This is a genomic window from Lentzea sp. NPDC005914, assembly GCF_040629405.1.
Classification (GTDB): domain Bacteria; phylum Actinomycetota; class Actinomycetes; order Mycobacteriales; family Pseudonocardiaceae; genus Lentzea.
Map to the genome: position 1 here is coordinate 20,431 of NZ_JBEXVQ010000016.1, position 24,154 is coordinate 44,584.

Here is a 24,154-nt window from a genome sequence, read left to right on the forward strand (position 1 = left end):
GCCGCCACCACCTCCGCCACCGTCACAGCTCGTCGGATCCCAGTACCACGTGGACACCGTTGGGCTGTAACCGGGATTGTCGTGCTCGGCGATGTAGAAGTTGCCTTCGAACTTCACGATTGCGCCGGTGGCGTACCACTGACCCTGCACCCAGTCGGTGTACGTGCAGGTGCCGCCGCCACCACCTCCGCCACCGTCACAGCTCGTCGGATCCCAGTACCACGTGGACACCGTTGGGCTGTAACCGGGATTGTCGTGCTCGGCGATGTAGTAGCTGCCTTCGAACTTCACGATCGAGCCCGTGGTGTACCACTGGCCCTGGACCCAGTTGGTGTACGTGCACGCCTGCGCGGTCACGTCCGCCTGGGAGGAAGCGGTCGGTGCGATGACGGCCATGGCAGCCGCCATCACACCTGCCGCGATAGACGCCAAGATGCGTTTTCTCAGCAAGGTCACCCACTCCTGGAGTCTGCGCGCCCTAGGAATCAAGGATGTGAACAAGGCTGAGATTGGCACCAGTGGTCCAGACCAGTCAAGGGTCTAGACCTATTCTGTCAAGAGGTCAGCAGGACAGGTTGCCGCCCTGCGCCACACCGATGATCCCGGTGAACTGCTTGTACTTCGACACGCGGCTGTTCACCGCTGCGGGGTTGCGGCCGTTGCACTCGAGCGAGCCGTTGATGCTGCGGATCGTCTCGCCGAAGCCGCGCGAGTTGACCATCGCGTTGTGCGGGGTCATGGAACCGGGGCCGGTCTGCGTCGTCCAGTACCAGAGCGCGGTCCGCCACGCGATGGTCGCGTTGGAGGACACCAGGTTCGGGTTGCCCAGCAGGTTCTGGCCGATGTAGTCGCCGGCGGCCTTGTAGTTGAAGTTCCACGACAGCTGGATCGGGCCGCGGCCGTAGTACTGCTTGGCTCCGGCCGGGCAGCCGTACGGCTTCGTCTCGTCGCAGTAGTCGCCGTTCTGGTTGATCTCCTTGATGTACACGAGGCCGCCGGTCTCGTGGGAGAAGTTCGCCATCGCCGCCGCGAACTCCTGCTTCTTCACCGTGTCACTGCCCTGGTTCGCGAAGCTGAACGAGTTCATCGCGGACTTCAGGCCGCTGTAGGTGTAGAAGCTGTTCCGCGACGGGAACATCTTGTTGAACTGCGCCTCGGTGACGATGAACGGCGCCGCCGTCGCCGGCTGAACGAGCGTGAAGACGCCGATCAGCGCGACGATCAGGGCGGCGGCGCGTGTTCCGGACATGGGGACCAACTCCTCAGAGCATCTGCGCGCCCACTGTGTGTCACCACGGTGGCAGGGCCGACACTCCGAGCACAAGAGATGGTCTATACCTTTTAAAACCGGAACTTCGGTCAGCAGGACAGGTTGCCGCCCGCGGAGACGCCGAAGATCCCGACGAACTCCTGGTACTTCGCGACCCGGCTCTGCACCTGGGCCGGGTTGCCGCCGTTGCACTCCTTGGCGCCGTTGATGCTGCGGATCGTCTCACCGAACCCGCGCTGGTTGACCATGGCGGCGTGCGGGGTCGTGGTGCCCGGTCCGGTCTGGGTGTTCCAGTACCAGAGCGCGGTCTTCCAGGCGGTCGTCGCGTTGGTGGCGACGAGGTTCGGGCTGTTCAGCAGGTCCTGCCCGATGTAGTCGCCGGCGGCCTTGTAGTTGAAGTTCCACGACAGCTGGATCGGGCCGCGGCCGTAGTAGGCGGACTGTCCGGCGGGACAACCGTAGGACTGGCTCCAGTCGCAGTAGGTCCAGTAGACGGACGTGTCCTGCTCGACGATGTACGCGAGGCCGCCGCTCTCGTGGTGGACGTTGGCGAGGAACGCGGCGAGCTCCTGCTTTTTCACCGTGTCGCTGCCGGTGTTCGCGAACGCTCCGAACGCGCTCATCGCGGACGTGAGGCCGCTGTAGGTGTAGAAGCTGTTCCTGCTCGGGAACATCTGGTTGAACTGCGCCTGGGTCAGCACGAACTGCGCGGCCGACGCCGGCTGGGCGAACGTGAGCACGCCCAGCAGGGCGACGACCAGTGCCACGAGACGGTTTGTAGCCATGACGACCAACTCCTCTTCAAGCCTCGCGCGCCCTCGTTGCGTTACATAGGGCACCAAAGCATCGGAGGAACCGGTCTGGGAACCTTTGGTCTAAACCATTAGTCTCCTGAGCCGTACGGCCTGGTGATGATCTCCAGGGCGTGCCCGTCCGGGTCGTCCCAGTAGACGCCGCGGCCGCCGTCGTTGTGGTTGATCTCCTTGTGCCGGCTGCGGAACGGGTCCGCCCAGTAGTCGAGGCCGCGCTCCTGGATCCTGCCGAAGATCTGGTCGAACTCGTCCTCGGTCACCAGGAAGGCGTAGTGCTGGCTGTGGATCGGGGCGTTGCTGGTCATGAAGTCGAGCGAGACGCCGTTCGCGACCTCGACGACGAGGAACGGGCCGAAGCGGACCGGCTCCGGCAGGCCGAGGAGCTCGGTGAGGAACCGGGCCGAGCGCTCCTGGTCGGTGGCGTGGACGATGGTGTGGTTGAGCTGTACAGGCATACCTCCTGCCTACTCCGGTGTCAGGGAGTTGTCAGCGCGAACGGCGATGATCGGCCCATGAAGAGAGGGATCATCGCCGTCGCCGTGGTGCTGCTGGGCTTCGTGTTCCCCGGTGTCGCGAACGCCGAGACGCCGCCCGGCTGCTCGAGCGCCGCGCAGATCGGGTCGACCGCGTACATCAAGTTCCAGGGCGACAACATCGCGTCCGTGAAGCAGTTCGCGGGTTGCGGCTCGAACTGGTCGTACGTCTACATGTGGGAGAGCTTCCGCAACTCGGGTCACCACTGGATCACCGAGACCGCGGTCGCCGTCTACAGCAGCGCGACCGACACGACGCCGAACGACCACAAGGGCGGCAAGAGCAACCCCTACGACCCGAAGGAGTTGTGGAGCAAGCCGACCGACACGCTGGACAAGTGCACTGCCGCCTGGGGTTCGGTGAGCGTCGCGCAGGACTACACCTACTTCAAGTACACCGGTAAGCGCTGCTAGCTCCGGATCGAGAAGACCGGCCACTTGCCCGTGTGGTTGGTCTTGCGGGTCTCGTAGTCGATCGTGTTCGCGACCAGGTCGCTCGGCCGGTTCTCCACGAAGTTCGCGTAGAACGTCGTGTCGGCGCCGGCCGAGAACGGCACCGCCAGGTCCTGCTTGGTGGTCGCGCTCCCACTAGGCGTCCACGACTTGACCAGCAACCGCTTCCTGTCCGCGGTGGCGTAGGAGAAGTCGACGCTGTTGCCGGTCGCCACGAGGTCCTTGAACAACGACGTCGTGGTGTCGACGGTGGTGGACGTCCACGTGCCACCCGCGAACCGCGACAGCGCGATCTTGGCGCTCGTCTTGGTGTGCACGCCGTAGCCCAGTACGAGCGAGCCGTCGTCGAGCGGCACGGTCACCGGGTTCTCCTCCGGCAGGTCCTTGCCGGCGGGCAGGTCCAGCGGATTCGTTGTCACGACACGGGTCTTGTCGAGTTCCGCCGCGTCGACGGTGCTGCCGAGGGTGGCGCCGCCGGCCGTGAACATCGTGCTCGACGCCGTGTCGAAGTAGGCGACGTAGATGTTCTTGCCGCCGCCGTTGTGGCCCTTGGGGCCGCCGTGCATCGACCAGGTCAGGTACACGCGGCCGTTGCGCTGCGTCACGCCGAACGCGTAGACCTCGGCGTACTTGTCGGCGGTGCGGCCGGAGTCGATGAGCATCTTCGGCGCGGACCAGGTCTTGCCGTTGTCCGTCGACTTGATCATCTTGTACGTGCGGTACGGGTGCGACAGGTCCGTGTTGTGGCTGTAGAACAGGTGGATCGTGTTCCCCGTGACGACCGGCTCGGGGTAGGTGTTCTTGTCGGTGGAGATCGTCTTCGCCGTCCACGTGCCGGTGATCGAACGCGGCGTGGGCGCGGTGTAGAACTGCAGCGACTTCGTGTGCGTGGCGCGGAAGATCGCGAGCCTGCCGTCGCCGAGCTGCGTGAGGATCGGGTAGTCGTGGTAGGCGTTGTCGTGCGTCAGGTTCAGCGTGGCGACCTTGACCGCCGCCGACCACGTGTTCGCGGCGTGGTCGAACGCCTTCACGTAGATGTCGTGCTTGGTGCCCGAGTACGTCACGAACGTCTTGTTGACCGTCGCGTCGTACACGCCCGCGCCGTTGGTCCTCAGGCAGCCGTAGACGCTCGCCGTCGTGACGGTGTCGAGGGTTGCGGCAGCCTGGGCTGGTTGCGCGAATGCGACGAGAAGCAACAGCGCTGCGGCGAGTGCTCGCATCGCCGACCTCCGATGGGTGTCGGGGCGGCGACGATCAGACAATACTGCCTCCATGCGGACACTGGTTGTAGCCGGGCTGTTACTGGGTCTAACAGTTCCTGCGCAAGCCGCCCTCGCTTCAACGGCACAGGCGGACGAAGACCCCTCGTCGCTGGTGAACCCCTTCGTGGGTACGCAGAACTTCGGCAACACCTTCCCCGGTGCGTCGGTGCCGTTCGGGATGGTGCAGGTCAGCCCTGACACGGGAGGTCAGGGCGGGTACGACTACAAGGCCACCTCCATCTACGGGTTCTCGCAGACACACCTGTCGGGCGTGGGCTGCGGCGTCATGGGCGAGCTGCCCGTCATGCCGACGGTCGGGTCCGTCGACAACGTTGACATCAACGCCTACAAGTCGGCTTTCAGTCATTCGGACGAGACCGCGCAGCCCGGCTACTACCGCGTCGGGTTGTCCCGTTACGGCGTGAACGCCGAGCTCAGCTCCACTCAACGCACCGGGTGGCAGCGCTACACGTTCCCGTCCTCCGCCGCGGCCAACGTCCTGTTCAACACCGGGCGCTCGAACCAGACGGTGCTCGACTCGGAGATCCACGTCGTCGGTGACCGGACCATCGAGGGCCGGGTGCGCAACGGCCGGTTCTGTGCGGGCAAGGACGAGCACACCGTGTACTTCACGGCGACGTTCGACCGGCCGTTCTCGGCGTTCGGCTCGTGGCGGGGGAGCGTTCCCACGCCTGGTGCTCGGGACGCTGCCGGAACCGGTGGCAACGGCGCGTGGGCCACGTTCGACGCCACTTCGGACCGCGACGTGGTGATGAAGATCGGCCTGTCTTACACGGGGCTGGAAGGCGCTCGCAAGAACCTCGCGGCGGAGGCTCCCGCCTTCGACTTCGACGGCACGGTCGCGGCCGCTCGTGAGGTGTGGCGCAAGCAGCTGGACGCCGTGCGGGTGTCCGGTGGGCCTCGCGATCGTCAGGTCGCCTTCTACACCGCTTTGTACCACTCGGTGTTGCACCCGAACCTCGCCGGTGACGTCGACGGCAAGTACATGGGTTTCGACGGTCGCGTGCGGACGGCTTCGGGCTACACGCCGTACCAGAACTTCTCGCTGTGGGACACGTACAGACCACAGAACCAATTGCTGCAGATGCTGGAACCGCGCGTGGCTCGTGACGTCGCACTGTCCGTCGTGGCCAGTGGGCGTGACGGAGGATGGTTGCCGCGCTGGGCTCTGGCGTCGTCCGAGACCAACATCATGACGGGTGACCCGGTCACGCCGTTCCTGGTCGAGGCCTGGTCGAAGGGGTTACTGCGCGGGCACGAGGAAGAGGCGTATCAACTGATGCGCACCAACGCCCTGTCGTTGCCTCCTGCTGACTCGCCCTACAACGGTCGGTCCGGTGTCGAGTACTACTCCGCCCGCGGCTACATCCCGTCCGGCCTGAAGCTGGGGACGGACTGCGCGCACAAGGGCGGCGACAACGACTGCGTGCATCCGGCTTCCGCCACCCTGGAGTACTCGGCGGCCGATGCCTCGCTGGCGTTGATGGCCCGCGGTCTGGGCCATCGCTCCGATGCTCGTCTGTTCGCTGATCGCGGCCAGTGGTATCGGAACCTCTGGGATGCCTCGATCGGCCACTTCCGGCCGCGGACGGTGGCCGGCACCTGGCTGACGCCGTACAACCCGGTCGACGCGTCGCACCAGTTCCACGAGGGCGGCGCCTACCAGCACCAGTGGCTGGTCCCGCAGGATCCGGCCGGTCTGGTGTCGCTGATGGGCGGCCGTCGTGAGTCCGAGAAGCGCCTGGACTCCTTCTTCGCCTACGAGAAGCTGCTCGTCGATCCTGCCGGTACCGCACGCCACGACTGGATCACCGAGCCGTACGACTACTACGGCAAGCCCACCTACAACCCGAACAACGAGCCCGACCTGCTCGCGCCGTACATGTACCTGTGGACGGGCACGCCGTGGAAGGCCGCGACGGTCGTGCGCGCGGCGATGACGTTGTTCACGACCGGCCCGGACGGCATGACCGGTAACGACGACCTGGGCACGATGTCGGCCTGGTACGTCTTCTCGTCGCTGGGCCTGTACCCGACGTTCAGCGGCTCGGACTTCCTCGCCCTGTCCACACCGCAGTTCCCGTCCGCGACCGTCCGAATCGGACAGTACGGTTCGCAGGGCGGCTCGCTGGTGGTGTCGGCGCCGGGTGTCTCGGATTCCGCGCGCTATGTGCAGAGCGCTTCGCTGAACGGGCGGGACGTGCGCAAGACGTGGCTGGACTGGTCTTCGGTGCAGCGCGGCGGAAAGCTGGCGTACTCGGTGTCTTCCCGGCCTTCGTCGTGGGGCACCGGGCGTTCCGACGAGCCACCGTCGTTGAACGACGGCAACGTGGACTCGCGGCGGGCGGTGTCCGCGTCCTTGCGGAACTCCGAGATCGTGATGCCGACCTCGGACGCCGCGCAGTCGCTGACGTTGCAGCTGGACGTTCTGGCGCAGTCGCCTTCCGCTGTGTCCGTGCGGCCTGAGGTTTCCGCGCCGGCGGGGTGGAAGGTGAGCGGTGCTCGGCCGTTCGTCATCGTGTCGCGACATCAGCCGACGCAGAAGACCGTGCCGGTGACGGTGACGGTGCCTGCGGGTGTCGCTGCTGGTTCCTACGAGGTCTCGGTGGTCGTCGACTCCGTGACGGTGAAGGCCGTGATCGAGGTGAAGCCGGCCGCGGTGTGCGCGTTCTCGACGTGTTCGGTGGACGTTGGGCCGGAGCGCAACCACGACGGCACGGCGACGGTCGCTGATCCGGCTTCCGGCGACTTCGACGGCGGCGGCTGGAGCTACGACGCGGCTCTGCTGCCCGCTGCCGGTCCGGTGACGTGGGGCGGGATCACCTACCAGGCGCCCGATCCTTCCGGTTCGGTCGCGAACTTCGTCGAGGCCCGGGGTCAGGGGCTGCTGCTGCCTTCCGGCCAGTTCTCCTGGCTGCACGTTGTCGGCGCCTCCTACAACGGGCCGGTGTCCACCGCGTTCACCGTCTGGTACACCGACGGCACCTCGGCCGAGGTCACTGCCTCGGTGCCGGACTGGGCGGGCGGCGGTCCGACGGTGCTGGAGATGCCTCACCGGATCAAGGCGGGCCAGGGCGTCGACGGACCGCCGGTGCGTCTGTTCGGTCAGTCCTTGCGGCTGGATTCCTCTCGGACCGTCCGGTCGGTGACGTTGCCTGACGACCCGCGGGTGCAGCTTTACGCGCTCACACTCGCCTGAGGATGATCTCGGCGATCTCCTGTGCGCGCGGAATGTGCGGGCAGTGATCGCCGTCGATCTCGATCGCCGATGTGCCGAGCCGTTCTTGGGCGGCTCGGCACATCCATTCCGGGCGGATGACGCGGTCCTGCCTGGGGACGATCACGGTGTGCTTCGGCAGGTCGTCGTGGTGGTGGCGTTGGGTGAACGCTCCTTGCGGCTGGAAGAGCCTGAGGGTGCCGAGGGCGAACTTCAGCTGTTCGAGGTCGCAGTCGTGGAAGAGGAAGTACGCGCTGACGGCCTGGTCTGTCAGCAGGTCGGCGCCCGACCACTGGAACCACTCGGGCGGGAACATCTCTTCGCCGTGGTCTTCCAGTTCTTCCATCATGCTCATGGTGCCGGTCAGGTCCGGGATGAGGGCGCCGATCCAGACGATGTGGCCGGCGTCGAGCCGTTTCGCGGTGGCTGGTGCGAGGAGTCCGCCGCCGGAGTGGGCGATCACGGTGGGGGAGTCGGTTTCCGGGAACTGGCGGTGGACTTCTTCGGCGTAGTCCTCGGCTTGCCAGCCCGGCTGGTCGGTGAGGTCTGCCGCGAAGGTGCGGTGGCCCTGTTGCTCGAGGATGGACCGCAGTGGGCGCCAGCAGGCCGGGGTTTGGGTGGTGCCGTGGAGCATCACGAAGTCCATGACTCACCAGCTTGCCTTGTGGCGGGTGTGGTGGCTGGGTGGTTCTGCGGACAGCAGAAGGCGTGACGCGCGAGGATGGTCGAGTGAGGAAACTGGGCAGCAGTCAGCGGTCCAACGTCTGGCGGGACGGCGAGCGGATCATCAAGCAGGTGATCGGCGACCCGAAGGCGTTCGAACGAGAGATCACCGCGCTGAGACTGGCCGAGCACACCGGCGTGGTGCCGCGCATCCTCGAGGTGGACCACGCCACCAGGACCGTGGTGCTGGAACGGCTGCGATCAGACCGGCCCGGGAAGGACTGGGTGGTCGACTACGCGCGAGGCCTTGCCAAGCTGCACATGGCCACCGGCCCCGAGCACGCCGGACTGCTGCCGCGGCAGGAGATTCCGGATCCGGAGCCGTTCCTGCGGTTCGTGCGGGCGATGGACGTCGAGATCGGGAAGGCCGAGGAGGAGCTCGCCTTCGAGGACACCGGGAAGTTCGACCTGCTGCACGGCGACCCGTGCCCTGGCAACGACATGTACACCGACGAGGGCGCCCGGTTCGTCGACCTCGAGGGTGCGGCGCTGGGGGACGGGCTGACGGAGCTCGTGTACCTGCGCATCGGGTTCCCGACGTGCGCCACCGTGACGGAGACGCCGAGAGAGCTGCGAGAAGCGGCGGAGCAGGCCTACTTCGGGGAACGGGGCAGCAAGGGCGAGCTCGAGGACGCTTGCGTGCGGTGGCTGGTGCAGGGCGATGCGTTGGTGCAGCGGGCCGAGCGGGACGGCACCGACTACCTCGCCAGAGTTCTCGACGAGGACTGGTTCTGGTACAGCACGACGGCGCGCGGCAGATTGATGTTCCGGGCGCGGGTGGTGGCGACGTTCACGGAGACTCATCCGGAGATGAGCGCGCTCGCGCAACGGTTGCACGAGAAGATGAGCCGGGTGTGGAAGCGGCAGCGGATCAAGACGAGGCGCACGCACGTCTCATGACCAGGCGGAGAGCCGCAGCCGTGAGGTGAACGTGTGCTCTACGCCCGATATTGGGTCCACAAAGGACAAGGTGCGCGCCAGGAGTTGCAGGGGCGAGGAGAAGTCGTCCAGAGGGCGTTCCTTCAGCTCCGGGTAGAAGTCGTCGTTCACGATCGGCACGCCCAGACCGGACATGTGCAGGCGCAGTTGGTGGGTGCGGCCGGTCAGCGGCTTCAGGTGGTAGCGGCCCAGCCCGCCATGATGCTCCACAAGGGACACGTGAGTCTCGGCGTTCGGCGGGCCGTCGGCCTCGAAGGCGGTGATGATGCCGCGTTCCTTGATGATCCGCGAGCGCACCACGCGAGGCAGGTCCAACGAAGGTGAGTACGGGGCGATGGCCTCGTACTCCTTGGTGACCAGGCGGGCGCGGAACATCGTCTGGTACTTGCCGCGCAGCTCGCGTCGCACCACGAACAACACCAACCCGGCCGTGACGCGGTCCAGGCGATGGGCCGGGGAGAGGTCGGGCAGGCCCAGCGAGTCGCGCAGGCGGACCAGGGCGGTCTGCATGATGTGCTGGCCCCGCGGGATCGTGGCGAGGAAGTGCGGCTTGTCGGCCACCACGATGGCGTCGTCCTGGTAGACGACGCCCACCTCGAACGGGACGGGCACCTCGACGGGCAGGTCGCGGTGGAACCAGATGTAGGTGTCGGGCACGAACGGCGCGTCGATGCCCAGCGGCCCGGAGACGCCCCAGATGCGCTCCTCGAGCAGCATCTCCTCGATCCGGGAGGGATCCACCCGGGGCAGGCGTTCCACGAGGTGGTCGCGCAGCAGGAGCCACTCGCCTTCGGGCGGCAGCTTCAGGCGCGCGGCGTCGAGGCCGTTGCGCTGGGGGAGCGGGGAGGAGGGTTTGCGTCTCATTGCACGAGCCAGTCTAAAGGTTCGGGAAAACCGAACGATATCGCTCGGAAACATTCGCTGTACTGAAGGGACTGGACGAACGAGGCTGAACGCATGGCGGTCTTCCTGGTCCTCGGTTCGGTCATCTCGCTGCAGTTCGGCGCGGCGTTCGCCAGTCAGCTGTTCGGGCAGATCGGCGCACCGGGCGCGACGGCGCTGAGGCTCGGCATCGCGGCGCTGATGCTGGCGGTCGTCGCCAAACCGAAGTTCCGCCAGGAGACCGTCGTGCTCGGCCTGACCATGGCGGGCATGAACGGCACGTTCTACCTGGCGCTCGACCGGATTCCGCTCGGCGTGGCCGTGACGATCGAGTTCCTCGGGCCGCTGGGGCTGGCGGCGATCCTGAGCCGCAGGGCGAGGGACTTCGTGTGGGTCGGGCTCGCGCTGGCCGGTGTGGTCGTTCTCGGCGTGCGCGAGTACACGGGCGCGCGTCTGGACCTGATCGGTGTGGTGCTCGCGTTGTTCGCGGCGGCGTTCTGGGCCTGTTACGTGCTGGCCGGGCGCAAGCTCGCGACGGCGGGGCTCGGCACCGGTGGGCTCGCGGGCGCCAGCCTGATCGCGGCGGCGCTCACGTTGCCGTACGGGCTGTCGACGGCAGGAACCGCGTTGTTCGAGCCCAGGATCCTGATACTGGGCACGCTGGTGGCGTTGCTGGCGTCCGCGATTCCCTACACGCTGGAGATCAGGGCGCTCAAGACGTTGCAGGCCAGCACGTTCGGCGTCGTGCTCGCGCTCGAACCCGCGGCCGCCGCACTGGCCGGCGCGGTGTTGCTCGGGCAGCACCTGAGCGTGATCTCGTTGTGCGCCATGGCGTTGGTGATCACCGCGGGGGTTGGAGCAGCGCTGCGGAAAGCGCCAGGGCCTCGCGAAACGCCCGCACAGCGGGATGCTGACCTCGTCCTGCCCGTGCCGCAGTGAACAGCAGCCGGGACTGCGGCACCGGCAGTTCGTGCAGGTCGACGGTCACCTCGCGGTCGTACCAGACCAGGTCGGGCAGCAGCGCGACCGCGAGGCCGCGTTCCACGAACCGCAGCTTCACCAGCACGTCGATCGAGGCGAACCGCACGTCCGGCTCGTAACCCTGACGGCGGCACCAGTTCGTGTTGAAGGTCCGCTGCGGCATGCCGATGGTCTCCATGATCCACGGGAACGCGCCGGCCTCGGCGATCGGCAGTCCACGTGGGACGGCCAGCCGGATCGGGTCCCGGCACAGCTCCCGGTACTCGAGACCGGGAAACCTGGGCTCGGGCTGGTCCGGCCACTCCTCCAGGAAGACGAGGTCGAAGTCGCGGGCGTTCAAGCCGGAAAGCGCTTCCGCGGGGTCGAGGACCTGGAACTCGATCCGAAGCGACGGATGCTCATCTCTCATGCGTGCCAACGTCGCCGGGATCAACGCGAGCGCCGCGGTCTGGAACGTCGCGACCCGCAACGTCCCGGTGATCTCGTGCAGCGACGCGGCGACCTCCGACTCGGCCTGCTCGAGCCTCGTCAGCACCTCTTCGGTGTGCCGCACCAGAATCTCGGCCTGGGGAGTGAGCTTCACTCGCCTTCCGACGGGCTCCAGCAACGGCACGCCGACCTCGGTCTCGAGCAACGACAGCTGCTGCGACACCGACGACGGGCTGTAGTTCAGCGCCTGGGCGACTGCGGCGAGCGTCCCCCTTTGGGAAAGTTCACGCAGCAGTCGCAGACGATGGAGGTCGAACATCAGATCATTATCGGCTACGCTGCCGTTACCGCCCCCTGAGAAAACGTGCTGACATCAGCACGTCTTGAGGAGGTATCGGTATGTCCAAACGACTCCGCATCGTCGCGGGGTTCGCGCTGGCGACCGGTCTGCTCGTGTCGGGTTCGCCCGCACAGGCTCAGGTCGAATCCGGTCCGTGGACCAGCTACTCGCCGTCGTTCAACGTTCAGCAGCGCGGGTGCGGCAAGGTCAGCGACCTCACGTTCCAGCTCACCTGCTCGACGGGTTCCGGCGATCAGCGTGCCGAGCGCCGGTACGCCACTTACACGGGCGGCACGCGACAGTTCGAGGGCAGCTTCCGGATCACGAGTCTCGGAGGCACCAGGATCAGTCTCAAGCAGACGTTCAAGGACGACCCCGGCGCGGGTCCGTACTTCATGCTCGCCGTGGAACGCGGCGGCCGGTTGTACGCGGTGCACGGTGGCAACACCATCGCGACCGGAGCGACCGTCGGCACGACCGTGCGCGTGAACACCGTGCACGTCGTGGGCAGCACTCACCGGACCTACATCAACGGCTCGAAGAAGCACGAGGTGTCGAGCTCCGGCGGGAACTTCTACGACAAGTTCGGCGCGTACCGGACCGGGAGCGGCCAGGGCCCGGCGACGGTCGTGTGGAGCGACATCAAGTTCTGGCGCAAGTGAGCCGACGCACGACACTGGTGGTGCTCCTGCTGTTCCTGGCTGCCTGCGGCCAGGAACAGCGGGACCCCGTGCTGACGTCCGAGCTGACCTCGCCGACCGACGTGACGCTGCACTGGCGTCCGGAGGCGGGAGCGGCCGGGCAGGTCGTCGAGTACGCGAACGCCGCCGACGGCGACTACGTGGCGCTGGAGTTCGCGCCCCCGGCGAAGAACTCCTACCAGCACCCGGACCTGATCCCGGAAACCCAGTTCTACTACCGGGTCCGGCCGTACAGCGGGCCCGCTTCGGCCACTGTGGACATCGCGCTGCCGCCGGGTGACGAGGTGCCGGAGTCCGACGGGCACAACTGGGCGGAGCCGGTCAAAACTGGAGGCGGCACGCATCCGGTGTCGTCACCGGAGGCCGTGCCGGGGAACCTGAAGGCGGAGGTCAAGCACGCCAACGGGATCCTGTTCACGTGGGAGGACCACGCGTCCGACGAGGAGGGCTACCTGATCGAGCTCAAGGCCGAGGGCGCGGCGGACTACCGCGTCGCGGCACAGCTCGATCCGGACGTCACCTCGTTCGGGCTGATCACACTCCCAGACGAGAAAACCGCGACCTGTCGGGTGCGGCCCTTCCGGTTCGGATCACCGTCGAACCTGACACATCAGAAGACGGGGAAGGCCTGAGGGCGTGTCTGGCACTCCACGCGCTCGCGGCGACGAGTAACGCCGCGAGCGCGTAGGGCCAGGTGGCTCTCTCCGTGGCGGCGAGGCCGATGTTGACCAAGGCCAGCAGTCCGAAAACGCTGCTCAGCAGCCACCAGGTCAGATGATCTTCACGTGTGTCGGCGGTCATGCGGGTGGGCTACCCGTTTTCGATCGCCTTCACACCTTCTTCCTCTTCCTTTTTTTCGCCGCGGCGGCGCATGAACCCGAAGCCCGGGATGCCGAGGATTGCCTGGCGCATGTCGCTCGTGACCTCGAGCAGCTGGTGCACCTCGGGACCGACCCGGTCCAGCGTCGCCAGGATCGGCAGGATGTCGCTGGTCAGGTGCTCGGTCAGCACCGGCAGCTCGTCGACCAGCTTGATCGCGGCCTCGACCTCGTGCGGTGACAGCTCGTCCACGAACCGCTTCGCGAGCGGCTGAGCCTGCTTGGCGATCGGTTCGTAGATGCTGATCAGCTCGTTGGCCGTGTGCGCGGTGTGGCCCGCTGTCGTGACGACCTGCGCGGCCCGTTCCGCGACGTCGCTCGCGCTCGCCGTGATCTCGCGGACCTCGTCGACGGCTTTCTCCGCGTCAGCGACGATGTGGTCGGTGCGGTCGACCAAGGCGTCGGCTTTCCTGACGATGTCGTCGACTGCGTCGATCGTTCCGTTGACCTTGCGGACGAGCTGCTCGATCTCGCCGATCAAGCTCAGCACGCGGCCGGGGACCGCGGCGACGGTCGACGTCGTCTCGATCGCGGCACCCAGCGCCTGCCTGGCCAGTCCCATGCCGGGGATCTCCATACACCCACTCTGCCCTATGCGTTGATCAGTTCGGGGTAGCGCCATTCGGTTTCCGAAACTGTCGGACCCCGTCATTAGGGTCCTTGATGTCGGCCAGTCGGCTGACCGGGCGATCCGGGAACCGTGCACCGTCCGAAGTTGTCATAACCGGGGGCTAGCATCCCCGGCGGGCGAGGGAGGGCGCGGTATGTCTTGGTGGCACCGGATCAGACGCATTATCTCCGGTGGAGGGCGGGAATCGGCGAGTTTCGTCGCGGCGCTGCTGGGTGTTCTGGTGCTCGCGGGCGCCGCGCTGGGGCAGGGCATCTCCCGGACGTCGGTCGCGGTGTCCGACGGGCTCACCTGGCTGGGCGACGACCAGCGCGGCGAGGTCGTGCAGGTCAACCCGGTGTCGGGCAAGCCGCAGACGCGCCTGCAGATCAGCGGGCCGGACTCGCAGCTGGAGATCGCGCAGGAGGACGGTCGCCTGATCGTCCTGAACCGGCGCACCGGCGAGATCACGGTCATCGACCTGGCGACGCTGCTGGCGTCCGGCCGGCGGCAGGCGCCGCCCGGTGCGTCGAGCAAGGTGCTGGTGTCGAACGGGATGGTGTTCGTCGTCGACCGCGCGTCCGGCACGATCCACACCGCCGACCCGTTGACGCTGGCCGACATCGGGCAGACGTGGGAGGCCGGGCAACCGCTTGCCGACGCCGTCGTGGACGAGCGCGGTGTGCTGTGGCTGGTCGATCACGGCGGCACGTTGCGGTCGCTGGACTGGTCCGACGACGAGGAGAAGTTCCAGGAGCGCTCGCAGCGCAAGGTCGACGGTGCCGGGCCGCGCACGGTTCTCGTGCCGCACGGCCAGGGCGTCACGCTGATCGGTCTCGACGGCGGTGTCGTGGTTCGCGACGGCACGGGTGAGGACGTGTCGAGGTCGACCGACCGCACCGATGCCGAGGTGATCGCCGCGCAGACCGCGCCGACGGACCTCGTGCCCGCGTCGGTGCCGGACTCGTCCGTGGTGGTGCTCGTCGTCGACGGGCAGGTCATGCGGGTCGACGTGGGTGCGCTGGGCTGTCCGAAGCCGGGCAGGCCCGCGGTGTTCCGCGACAAGGTCTACGTGCCGTGCAAGGGATCCGGCAAGGTCATCATCCTCGACCGCGGTGGTCGTCGCGGTGGCGACGACGTGCGCACGTCCGGTGGGTCCGACCCCGAGCTGGTGTTCGACGACGGCCGGTTGTTCGTGAACGTGCCCGGTTCGTCGACGGGTGTCCTGGTCGACGCGGACGGCGCCACGCGGTCGTTGACGATCCGCAGCCCCGAGCTGCCGGTGAAGGACCCGGACCGCTCGCCGCCGCCGTCGGTGCCGCCGCCCCCGCCGCCGAATCCGAACGAGCCGCAGAAGCCGCCGCGCAACCCCGGCAATAACAACAACAACGGGTCGACGACAGAGGTGAATCCGCCTCCGGGCCCGCCGTCCTCGCCGCCGTCCTCCACTCCGGGAGGCTCGGCTCCGGCCGCTCCCGCCGGGGTGACGGTGCGGGAGAAGTCGCGCACCGCTTCGGCGGTCGTCGTGACGGTGAGCTGGACCGCTGCTTCTTCGACGGATCCGATCGTGGGGTACACCGTGACGGGTTCCGGCTCGTTCAGCGGTGGTTCGGTGTCGGCGCAGTCGGCCGGTACCTCTGCTGACTTGTCGTTGCCGTGCACGGGTTCCACGTTCTGCACGAGCGGCCGGCTGGACGTGACGGTGCGGGCGTCGACGGCGACGACGGCAGGTGCTTCGGGCATGGCCGCGTTCACGGTGACGGCGCCGACCACGCCGCCCCCGAACAACCCGCCGCCCAACAACCCACCCCCGAACAACCCGCCGCCCAACAACCCTCCGCCGAACAACCCTCCGCCCACCACGACGACGACCACGCCCCCGCCGCCACCACCTCCGCCGTCGTTGCCGACCGCGGGTGCTGCGGTGATCACCGGCATCACCGGTGGCCGCATGGCGCCGACCCGCCGGGTGAACATGGCTCCGCCGGCGGACTGGGCGAACCACAACGGGCGCTGCGAGGTCGTGAACAAGACGCAGGGCTATGCCGTCGGCATCCCGTGCAACGCCACCACCGCGCAGATCGACGTCGAGGAGGGCACCAACTCGATCGTCGTGCGTGCCTACGCGGCGTCCGGTGCCGGTCAGGTCGATTCGGCGGCGAGAAACGCGCTGTACACGGCGGACGAGTGCGCGGGCAAACCCACCTGCGTTCCGCGGCTGGCTCCCGCCGGTGCGGAGACCGCGCCGATGGGCGCGGGTGGCCTCGGTTTGCTGGCGTGCGCGTTCCTGTTGCGCATCGGTGTTCGCAGAGAAGAGGAAAAGTGATCGACACCGGTGAGGTTTCCGCCTTCCGCGACCTGCACACCCGGCTCGGCGACGCGGTCGAGAACGCGGTGCGCGGCAAGCGCGACGTGATCGACCTGGTGCTGGTGGCGATGTTCGCGGGCGGCCACGTCCTGCTGGAAGACGTGCCGGGCACGGGAAAGACGACGCTGGCGCGTGCCGTGGCGGGTGCGTTGGGCGGCTTGTCGCGGCGTGTGCAGTTCACGCCGGACCTGTTGCCGTCGGACGTCACCGGCACGTCGGTCTACGACCCGCAGACGGGGCAGATCCGGTTCCGGCCGGGTCCGGTGTTCGCGAACATCGTGCTGGCGGACGAGATCAACCGCGCGGCGGCCAAGACGCAGTCCGCGTTGCTGGAGGTCATGGAGGAGCGGACCGTCACGATCGACGGTGTCGGGCACGCGGTGCCGGACCCGTTCCTCGTGGTGGCGACGCAGAACCCGATCGACCTCGACGGCACGTACCGGTTGCCCGAGGCGCAGCTGGACAGGTTCATGCTGCGGACCTCGATCGGCTATCCGTCGGTGGAGGACGAGCTCGACGTGTTGCGTCCGGGCAGTGGTGCCGGGCGGATCGCCGACGTGCGGACGGTGACGTCGCCGCGTGAGGTGAGCGCGTTCAGCGGGCGGTTGCAGCTGCTGCACGTGGCCGACCCGATCCTGCACTACATCTCCGCCCTGGGCACGGGGACGCGTTCGGACGAGCGGCTGCGGCTCGGCACGTCGACCCGCGGTCTGCGGACCCTGGTGCGCTGTGCGCAGGTGTACGCGGCGTCGAAGGGGCGGCATTTCGTTGTGCCGCAGGACGTTCAGGACATCGCGGAGTCGGTGCTGGCCCACCGCCTGGTGCTGACGCGGGAGAGCGTGCTGGCGGGCGTCACGACGTCCGAGGTGCTGGCTGACGTGCTCTCGCGCGTGCCGGTGCCCAAGCCCGCCTCTCAATGAGCTGGGGCACGATGAGACTGACGTTGCGCGGCACCGGAACCGCGGTGCTGGGTCTGCTGATGCTCGGTGTCGGGCTGTGGTGGCGTTACGCGGGCATGGCAGCGTTCGGGCTCGCCCTGACCGCGTTGGTCGTTGCGTCCGTGGTCTCGGTGCTGGTGGCTTCGCCGCTTTCTGTTTCGCGGTCAGTCCGTCCGCGCACCGTGCCCCGGTTGGCTCGGTGCAGCGGGCGCCTGGAGCTGTCCGCTTCGGGCCGGTGGCCGGTGGCGCTGGACGCCGTGGACATGGTGGCGGGGTCGCCTTCCGCGGTGGACGTGCCGTTGCTGAAGCCCGGTGTGGTCGAGGCGGTCGACTACGTGATTCCGACTTCTCGTCGCGGTGTGTTCGATGTGGGGCCGTTGACGTTGCGGCGCAAGGGATTGGCCGGGCTGGCGCAGGCGCGGACCGTGCTGGGCGAGGTCGTGCAGGTCCGGGTGGTGCCGCGAGTGCTGCCCGTGCGCGGGTTGCCGTCCGGTGCTCGCCGGGGCCAGGTCGGGGCTGATGAACGCGTCGAGCGCGGTGGCACGGACCTGGTCGGGCTGCGGGAGTACGTGCCGGGTGATGATCTGCGCCGCCTGCACTGGGCGACCTCCGCGCGCACCGGCACGTTGATGATCCGCGAGGACGCCGACCCGGCGCGTCCGCACCTGGCTGTGCTGCTGGACGACAACTCGTCGTCGTACGAGGACGAGCAGCGCTTCGAGGAGGCGGTGGAGGTGGCGGCGTCGCTGGTCACCTCGGCTCTGGAGCAGGGGCATCCGGTGCGGCTGCTGACGTCGTCCGGTGGCACCGATCTCGAGGAGACCCAGGACTCGGCGCCGATCCTGGCGGCGTTGGCCGACCTGGCGCTGCAGGACGTCGACGGGCGGCCGACCGTGCCGGTGCGCGACCTGGACGTGGTGGCCGTGATCAGCGGCAAGGTGGTGCCCGCGCTGGTGCTGGAGGCGGGGCGGGCCGCGTTCGGCACCGTGCTCGTGGTCGACGAGAAGCGCCCCGCGAGCGCCGTCGGAACCGTGCTGGTGATCAGCGGCGCGCGTGCGGAGGATCTCGTCGACTCGTGGAATGCGGTGGTGGCACGGTGAAGTACGCGTGGGTCGCCGCGGTTCTGCTGGTGGGTGCGCTTCAGCTGGCGCAGGCGTGGGACGGGGCTTTCGTCTACTTCGGACTCGCCGCTGCCGCCGGGTTTCTCGCGTTGCTGCTGAAGAGGCTCGTGCCGGCCGGGCTGGCGGCTCTCGCGGTCATGGTGCTGGCGATGGCAGGTGGGTTCTTCGCGGCTCGTGGCGCTTCACCGGACCGCGACCCGACGTGGGTGCTGCTGGACACCGTGCCCCGGCTGCTCACCGCGGCCCGCCCGGCTCCCGCGACGCCCGAGCTGCTGGTGCCGGGCCTGTTGCTGATCATCGGCGTCTCGGTCGTGACGGTGCTGTCGGTGACCAAGCGCGGGACGGCGTTGTTCGTGCCCGCGCTGGGTGCGGCGGTGCTGTACGTGTCGGCGGCGCTGCTCACCACGGGCAGGGCGGACCGGTACGGGCTCGTGGCGCTCCTGCTGGTCGTGCTGCTGGCGTTGGGCTGGCTGATTCTCGACCGGCGCGGCCCCGTGGTGCCGCCCGCGGTGCTGGCGGTCACGCTGGCCGCGCTGACGTTGGTGGCGTTCGTGTTGCCCACCAACGGTTTCGAGCCGCGCAAGCTGGTCACGCCGCCGATCACCGACGTGTCCATCGCGAACCCGTTGCCCCAGCTCGCCGCCTGGGCCGCGCAGGGCGACGCGGAACTCTTCCGGATGCGCGGACCCGAGGTGCCGGTCCGGCTCGTGACGCTGAGCCGCTATTCGGGGGCGTCGTGGGAGGCGGCTTCGGTGTACGGGCCGATCGGTGTCGTGGACGCGCCGGACCTGCCCACCGGCAGGAAGTTCCAAGATGCCAGCGTCGATCTGACGATCACCGGGCTGCAGGGCGAGTGGCTGCCCGGGGTCGGGAAGCCGCAGGCGGTGTCGCTGAGCAACGCCATGGTCGATCCGGACACCGGGTCGCTCGTGGTCGCGGAAGGTCTGAAGACCGGGCTGAGCTACACGGTTCGCGGTGTAGTCGAGACGCCCGCGGACACAGACCTGGCCGAGGCTTCGGTGCCCGCCGAGGCGAGCCGGTACACGGCGTTGCCACGGCTGCCGTTCACTTTGGCGGAGTACGCGCGGCAGGCGACTTTGAACGCTCGCACGCCGTACGAGAAGGCCGTGGCGCTGGAGCAGGTCGTGCGGCTCAACCGCCGTCCGGACGCCGAGGCGCCGGTCGGATCGTCCTACGCACGGCTGGAGACGTTCCTGTTCGGCTCTGCCGGTGAGGCCGGGGCCGGGGCGGGGACGGCAGAGCAGTTCGCGTCGGCCTATGCCGTGTTGGCAAGAGCTGTCGGTTTGCCGACGCGTGTCGTGGTCGGATTCCAGCCGGTGCCGGAGCAGAACGGCGAGCGGATCGTCCGCGCCGCCGATGCCACCGCCTGGCCAGAGGTGTACTTCAGCGGGTGGGGCTGGGTGGCGTTCGACCCGGTGTCCGGCAACGGAAGCGGGCCCAGCGCGGCCTCGAAGCGCGAGGTGCTGAACCGGCTCGCCTCCACCACAGCCAAGCCGACGCCGACGTCGCTGCCCTCGGTGCCGCCGCTGGTGCAGCCGACCGCGGTTCGGCCGGATGCCGTCGCTGCTCCTCCGTCGCCTCCCGGGTTTCCGTTCTGGGTGTTCGCGCCGGTGTTGCTGCTCGTGGCGCTGTACGTGGCGCGGACCTCGCGGCGGGTGCGGCTTCGGGCGGCGGGGCCGGTCGGGGCGTGGAACGAGGTGCTGGACTCGTTGCAGCTGGCCGGGTTGAGGCCGCGGGCCAGCCGGACGGTGCCGGACGTCGGGCGGGAGTGGGGCGAGGCCGGTGTGCGGCTGGCCGTGCTGGTGGACCATGCCGTGTTCGCGCCTGGGCCGGCTCGGCCCGAGAACAGCTGGCGGCTCGCGCGGCAGGTGCGGAAAGCGGTGCGGCGCAAGGCTTCGTGGTGGCGCAAGGCGGTGTGGGCGGTCGACCCGAGGCCGCTGTTCCGGCGGTAACACCTGCTGGGGCAGGCTTTCGCCTGGCGAGGTTGCGCAGAGTGCGGGGTGGGGTGCGGACGCGGGACGAGTCTTCGCCTTGAGTGACGTCGCGGACTCAGTGCAGCCGGTTCTCAATGCCCCAGTGGCCGCGGACGTAATGGCGGATGTTGCGTGGATGGACACGTACGGGTCGGGAGGTGGTGACGCCGAGCGTGGCGTGAGCCGTCGACCCGAGGCCGCTGTTCCGGCGGTGACGCCTGCCAGGGCAGGCTTTCGCAGGCGTCCCCCTGGTATGTGGACCCCCTGATCAACCCGACAATACTCAGGGGGTCTGACAAGATCGTTGTGGCCCAGATCGTTGTTTGCCCGGCTCTTGGTGGCCCGGTTCTTGGCGGCCCAGAACGTTGTGACCCTGTCTGGTGGGTCAGTTCTTCGTGGCGCAGACTTTGGCCGAGCTGCCGCGCTCGCCGTTGTAGCCGAACGCCGCGATCTGGAAGCACCGACGCTGCCCGCCGCCGTCCTCGATCACGTACTTGGTGCCGCCACCGGTCACCCTGGTCACGGCCTGCGGTTTGGCGCCGGTCACCTCGATCACCACGAACTCGGCGCGGCCGTCGCTCGGGTCCGACCACTCCAGCTCGATCGCCTTGCCGTGGTACTCGGCGCGTTTGAGCACCGGCATGAACTTCGGGTCGGCGTTCGGGGGTGGGCCCGCGTCGGTGGAGTCGGAGGTCGGGACCGGGATCGTGGTGGTCAGCGGGGGCTGGGACTGCTTGTCGTCCGGGCGGTTGAGCAGCAGGCCCGCGAGGACGCCGCCGGTCATCGCCACCACGGCCAGCAGGGCCAGGACGCCGGCGCGCTTGCTCTTGCGGACCGGGGCGGTCATCGGTTCGACCGGGGGGAGGTCGACGATCGGCAGTACGGCGATCGGGCGTGGGGGAGGGGGCTTGATCAGGTCCTGGCGGCGGTACGTCAGGTCCGCCAGTTGGCCCTGCCAGGAGTTGTCCGGCTCTTCCTCGGGTTCGGCTTCCGGCTCCGGTTCGGCTACGAAACCGCGCGGGCCGAAGCCGGGGGCTTCCGTGGGGCCGTCCGGGATGAAGTAGGTGCGTTCGCCGAGCATCGTCGTCGAGTCCGGGTCCACAACGGACACTGACGGGGCCGTTCCCGCGCTCACGGCCATGAGGGCGTCGCGCAGTTCCAGGGCCGAGCCGAAGCGTTCGGCGCGGTCCTTGCGCAGGCAGCGGTTGATCACGGCGATCAGGGAGGCCGGGACGTCGAAACGGGTCAGGGGGCGGGGGTCGGCGCGGGCCACGCGGCCCACGTAGGACAGGAGCGTGTCCTCGTCCGGGTTGTCGGAGGCGAACGGGGGCTTGCCTTCCAGCAGCGTGAAGAGGGTCGAGCCGAGCGACCAGACGTCGTCGGCGAACGACGGGGTGCCGCCCTCGAGCATCTGCGGGGCCGCGTGGCGGTAGCTGACCATCTGCAGCGAGGCGGAGTGGCCCGCGTCGGTGGCCCTGGCGATGCCGAAGTCGGCCAGCACGTAGGAGGTGGGGAGCACGAGGACGTTCTGGGGCTTCACATCGCGGTGCAGGATGCCTTGGCCGTGAGCGAACGCGAGCGCGTCGGCCACGGCGATGCCCGCGGAGACCACGTCCGGCACGGGGAGCGGGCCCATGGCGCGCAGGCGGTCGTGCAGCGAGCCGCGTTCGTAGTACTCCATGACGATGCATGGGCGGCCGTCCGGGAGCGTGCCGGTGTCGAGCACGGTGACGATGTGCGGGTGCTGGCGGCCGAGTTCGACGGTGATGGCCAGTTCGCGGCGGAAGCGCACCAGCGTCGCCGGGTCGGTGACCTGCAGAACCTTGACCGCGACGTCGCGGCCCAGGCCGTCCTGGCGCGCGCGGTAGATCGTGCCCTCGCCGCCCTGGGCGATCACGCGGAAACCGCTGTAGCCCGGCAACGCTATCTCGGGTGCCGGTGCGGCACCTCCCGTGGGCGCCCAGGCCATCAGATCGTCTTCCACCAACGAATCCTATCCCGCTGCGGCTGGCTCACCCCGACGTTCGGCGCCACCGCGGGAAGGGTTCAGTCCGGAACCACCTTCACCTGGAATCCCAGCGACTGCAGCATTCCCGTGAGCATCACGCGAGTGTTGTCCTCGGCGCGCTTGAGCAGCTCGGACTGCTTGGCCGCGTCCGCGATCTTCGCCTCCGCCGCGACGTAGAACCGTTGCTGGTCAGGGGTTTCCACGAGCGCCTGCAGGTCGTTGATCAGCCCGCGCTTCTGGCTGTAGACGTACGAGCGGTCGTGGTGGATGTTCGGTTTGTCCAGCTGCGGTTTCGGCAGCTTCAGCTCGACGGTCTTGCGGTCCGCTGACAGCATCAGCCCGTCGTCTTTGAGAGATCCGAGGTCGACGTAGGCGTTGACCGATCCCGCCGCGACGAACAACGTGCGTTCGCCGGCGAGCGCCGCGGGTACCCACTTCACGTCGTTCTCGATGTCGAGCACGACCTGGAACTCGCCCGCCGCCGCGTGATACTGGCTGAGGTCCCGCACCGATTTGAGCATCGCGGGCTGGCTGCGGTCGATCGACTCGTCACCGAAGGGCTTGAACTGCCCGAACACGTACAACGCCGCACCGAGGATGATGAAGAAGGCTGCGACCAGAGCTCCACGCGTCACCCAGCGCTTGTCCACTGCGTTGTAGTACCCGTGAAGTGATGCGCTCACACGATCCGTATGGGCTAATCGACCCGAGCGGAATCAGTCTCGTGTCCACGTGGTTGGCTTTGCAGGAGAGTGAAACGACAGTTTTTGGAGGCAAGCGGTGCTGGACCCGGAAAACCTGTACGAGGTGGACTCGGAGGTGCCGGACCTGACAGGTTCGGTGCTGCTGCACCACTTCGAGGGCTTCATGGACGCCGGTGCCGCGGGCCGTCTGCTCGCCGAGCACCTGCTGGAGACGCTGGAGAGCCGCGTCGTCGCGCGCTTCGACATCGACAGCCTGATCGACTACCGCTCCCGCCGGCCGCTGATGACCTACGCGACCGACCACTGGGAGGACTACGCCGCGCCCGAACTGGTCGTGCACCTGCTGTGGGACAGCGCGGGCCACCCGTTCCTGCTGCTCACCGGCCTCGAACCGGACCGCGCGTGGGAGGTGTTCGCGCTCGCGGTGCGCTCGCTGATCGACCGCTGGGGTGTGCGCCTGACCGTCGGTTTCCACGGCATTCCGATGGGCGTGCCGCACACGCGTCCGCTGAACGTCATCGGCCACGCGACCCGACCGGAGCTCGTGTCGGAGTACCAGCCGTTCTTCAACCGCGTGCAGGTGCCGGGCAACGTGTCGGGGCTGCTGGAGTTCCGGCTGGGCCAGGCGGGTCACGACGCGATGGGGTTCGCCGCCCAGGTGCCGCACTACCTGGCGCAGTCGCAGTACCCGACCGCCGCGGTGACCCTGCTGGACGCTGTCGCCAGGGCGACAGGTTTGGCGTTGCCGATCGGATCGCTCATCGACGCAGCTCAGGCCGCTGACGCCGAGATCCACCGGCAGGTCGCCGACTCGGAGGAAGTAGCCCAGGTGGTGGAAGCACTCGAGCGGCAGTACGACGCTTTCATCCAGACTGTCGGGAACACCGACCTCCCCAGCGCGGACGAGCTGGGCGCCGAGTTCGAACGGTTCCTCGCAGAGCAGCAGCGTCCGCCGGACCACCTGTAGGGAGCA

Annotated in this window: 21 protein-coding genes and 1 pseudogene; 11 read left to right on the top strand and 11 right to left on the bottom strand. The window is 68.2% G+C overall.

Annotated features, from left to right (window positions below; all coding sequences use genetic code 11):
* The 4 genes and pseudogenes from ABZ345_RS22930 to ABZ345_RS22945 form a co-directional block, all read right to left on the bottom strand.
* A pseudogene (locus ABZ345_RS22930) lies at positions 1-396 on the bottom strand (chitinase); the annotation flags it as partial.
* 166 nt (positions 397-562) lie between these two features.
* Entirely contained in the window at positions 563-1,249 is a 687-nt protein-coding gene (locus ABZ345_RS22935; RefSeq protein WP_359852120.1) for a chitinase, read from the bottom strand.
* A gap of 110 nt (positions 1,250-1,359) precedes the next feature.
* The gene (locus ABZ345_RS22940) at positions 1,360-2,055 is read right to left on the bottom strand and encodes a chitinase (protein WP_359852122.1); all 696 of its coding nucleotides are present in this window, start codon (positions 2,053-2,055) and stop codon (positions 1,360-1,362) included.
* Positions 2,056-2,153: 98 nt separating this feature from the next.
* On the bottom strand, positions 2,154-2,537 hold the full coding sequence (locus ABZ345_RS22945; protein WP_359852125.1) for a VOC family protein: 384 nt from the start codon (positions 2,535-2,537) through the stop codon (positions 2,154-2,156).
* A gap of 57 nt (positions 2,538-2,594) precedes the next feature.
* Here ABZ345_RS22945 and ABZ345_RS22950 point away from each other — a divergent pair, with 57 nt between their 5' ends.
* A complete protein-coding gene (locus ABZ345_RS22950; protein WP_359852127.1) occupies positions 2,595-3,029 on the top strand; it encodes a hypothetical protein in 435 nt (144 codons plus the stop codon).
* On the opposite strand, the gene ABZ345_RS22955 is transcribed toward ABZ345_RS22950, so the two are convergent.
* Complete coding sequence (locus ABZ345_RS22955) at positions 3,026-4,288, bottom strand: BNR-4 repeat-containing protein (protein WP_359852130.1); 1,263 nt, start codon at positions 4,286-4,288, stop codon at positions 3,026-3,028. The genes ABZ345_RS22950 and ABZ345_RS22955 overlap by 4 nt on opposite strands.
* A 52-nt stretch (positions 4,289-4,340) precedes the next feature.
* On the opposite strand from ABZ345_RS22955, the gene ABZ345_RS22960 reads away from it, so the two are divergent.
* Positions 4,341-7,550 carry a GH92 family glycosyl hydrolase gene (locus tag ABZ345_RS22960; protein ID WP_359852132.1) on the top strand — a complete coding sequence of 1,070 codons (3,210 nt, stop codon included), beginning with the start codon at positions 4,341-4,343 and terminating at the stop codon, positions 7,548-7,550.
* Here the strand turns inward: ABZ345_RS22960 and ABZ345_RS22965 are convergent.
* Positions 7,537-8,214 (bottom strand): alpha/beta hydrolase, encoded by a 678-nt coding sequence (locus tag ABZ345_RS22965; protein WP_359852135.1) that lies wholly within the window; start codon positions 8,212-8,214, stop codon positions 7,537-7,539. The genes ABZ345_RS22960 and ABZ345_RS22965 overlap by 14 nt on opposite strands.
* A gap of 83 nt (positions 8,215-8,297) precedes the next feature.
* On the opposite strand from ABZ345_RS22965, the gene ABZ345_RS22970 reads away from it, so the two are divergent.
* Positions 8,298-9,191, top strand: coding sequence for a phosphotransferase (locus ABZ345_RS22970; RefSeq protein WP_359852138.1), 894 nt, complete (start codon positions 8,298-8,300; stop codon positions 9,189-9,191).
* Here the strand turns inward: ABZ345_RS22970 and ABZ345_RS22975 are convergent.
* Positions 9,186-10,094, bottom strand: a complete 909-nt coding sequence (locus ABZ345_RS22975) for an RluA family pseudouridine synthase (protein ID WP_359852141.1) — start codon at positions 10,092-10,094, stop codon at positions 9,186-9,188. The two genes, ABZ345_RS22970 and ABZ345_RS22975, sit on opposite strands and share 6 nt — an antisense overlap.
* A gap of 93 nt (positions 10,095-10,187) precedes the next feature.
* Here ABZ345_RS22975 and ABZ345_RS22980 point away from each other — a divergent pair, with 93 nt between their 5' ends.
* On the top strand, positions 10,188-11,051 hold the full coding sequence (locus ABZ345_RS22980) for an EamA family transporter (RefSeq protein WP_359852144.1): 864 nt from the start codon (positions 10,188-10,190) through the stop codon (positions 11,049-11,051).
* Here the strand turns inward: ABZ345_RS22980 and ABZ345_RS22985 are convergent.
* The gene (locus tag ABZ345_RS22985) at positions 10,954-11,841 is read right to left on the bottom strand and encodes a LysR substrate-binding domain-containing protein (protein ID WP_359852147.1); all 888 of its coding nucleotides are present in this window, start codon (positions 11,839-11,841) and stop codon (positions 10,954-10,956) included. The genes ABZ345_RS22980 and ABZ345_RS22985 overlap by 98 nt on opposite strands.
* A gap of 80 nt (positions 11,842-11,921) precedes the next feature.
* Here ABZ345_RS22985 and ABZ345_RS22990 point away from each other — a divergent pair, with 80 nt between their 5' ends.
* Positions 11,922-12,524, top strand: coding sequence for a hypothetical protein (locus ABZ345_RS22990; RefSeq protein ID WP_359852150.1), 603 nt, complete (start codon positions 11,922-11,924; stop codon positions 12,522-12,524).
* On the top strand, positions 12,521-13,195 hold the full coding sequence (locus ABZ345_RS22995; RefSeq protein WP_359852153.1) for a fibronectin type III domain-containing protein: 675 nt from the start codon (positions 12,521-12,523) through the stop codon (positions 13,193-13,195). The genes ABZ345_RS22990 and ABZ345_RS22995 overlap by 4 nt, the downstream gene beginning before the upstream one ends.
* A 178-nt stretch (positions 13,196-13,373) precedes the next feature.
* On the opposite strand, the gene ABZ345_RS23000 is transcribed toward ABZ345_RS22995, so the two are convergent.
* The gene (locus ABZ345_RS23000) at positions 13,374-14,018 is read right to left on the bottom strand and encodes a hypothetical protein (RefSeq protein ID WP_359852156.1); all 645 of its coding nucleotides are present in this window, start codon (positions 14,016-14,018) and stop codon (positions 13,374-13,376) included.
* A gap of 187 nt (positions 14,019-14,205) precedes the next feature.
* On the opposite strand from ABZ345_RS23000, the gene ABZ345_RS23005 reads away from it, so the two are divergent.
* Genes ABZ345_RS23005 through ABZ345_RS23020 form a run of 4 tightly spaced genes read left to right on the top strand, consistent with a single transcriptional unit; the run spans position 14,206 to position 20,448 of the window.
* Complete coding sequence (locus ABZ345_RS23005) at positions 14,206-16,374, top strand: hypothetical protein (protein WP_359852159.1); 2,169 nt, start codon at positions 14,206-14,208, stop codon at positions 16,372-16,374.
* Entirely contained in the window at positions 16,371-17,336 is a 966-nt protein-coding gene (locus ABZ345_RS23010) for a MoxR family ATPase (RefSeq protein WP_359852162.1), read from the top strand. The genes ABZ345_RS23005 and ABZ345_RS23010 overlap by 4 nt, the downstream gene beginning before the upstream one ends.
* An 11-nt stretch (positions 17,337-17,347) precedes the next feature.
* Entirely contained in the window at positions 17,348-18,454 is a 1,107-nt protein-coding gene (locus ABZ345_RS23015; RefSeq protein WP_359852165.1) for a DUF58 domain-containing protein, read from the top strand.
* Positions 18,451-20,448 (top strand): transglutaminaseTgpA domain-containing protein, encoded by a 1,998-nt coding sequence (locus ABZ345_RS23020; RefSeq protein WP_359852168.1) that lies wholly within the window; start codon positions 18,451-18,453, stop codon positions 20,446-20,448. Before ABZ345_RS23015 ends, ABZ345_RS23020 begins: the two co-directional genes overlap by 4 nt.
* A gap of 406 nt (positions 20,449-20,854) precedes the next feature.
* Here ABZ345_RS23020 and ABZ345_RS23025 read toward each other — a convergent pair whose 3' ends face one another.
* Positions 20,855-22,453, bottom strand: a complete 1,599-nt coding sequence (locus ABZ345_RS23025; protein ID WP_359852170.1) for a serine/threonine-protein kinase — start codon at positions 22,451-22,453, stop codon at positions 20,855-20,857.
* A 62-nt stretch (positions 22,454-22,515) separates the two neighbouring features.
* Positions 22,516-23,160, bottom strand: coding sequence for a DUF4230 domain-containing protein (locus ABZ345_RS23030; RefSeq protein ID WP_359852172.1), 645 nt, complete (start codon positions 23,158-23,160; stop codon positions 22,516-22,518).
* A 97-nt stretch (positions 23,161-23,257) separates the two neighbouring features.
* Here ABZ345_RS23030 and ABZ345_RS23035 point away from each other — a divergent pair, with 97 nt between their 5' ends.
* Positions 23,258-24,148: a PAC2 family protein gene (locus tag ABZ345_RS23035; protein ID WP_359852175.1), complete on the top strand. Its 891-nt coding sequence runs from the start codon at positions 23,258-23,260 to the stop codon at positions 24,146-24,148.
* The last annotated feature ends 6 nt before the right edge of the window (positions 24,149-24,154 follow it).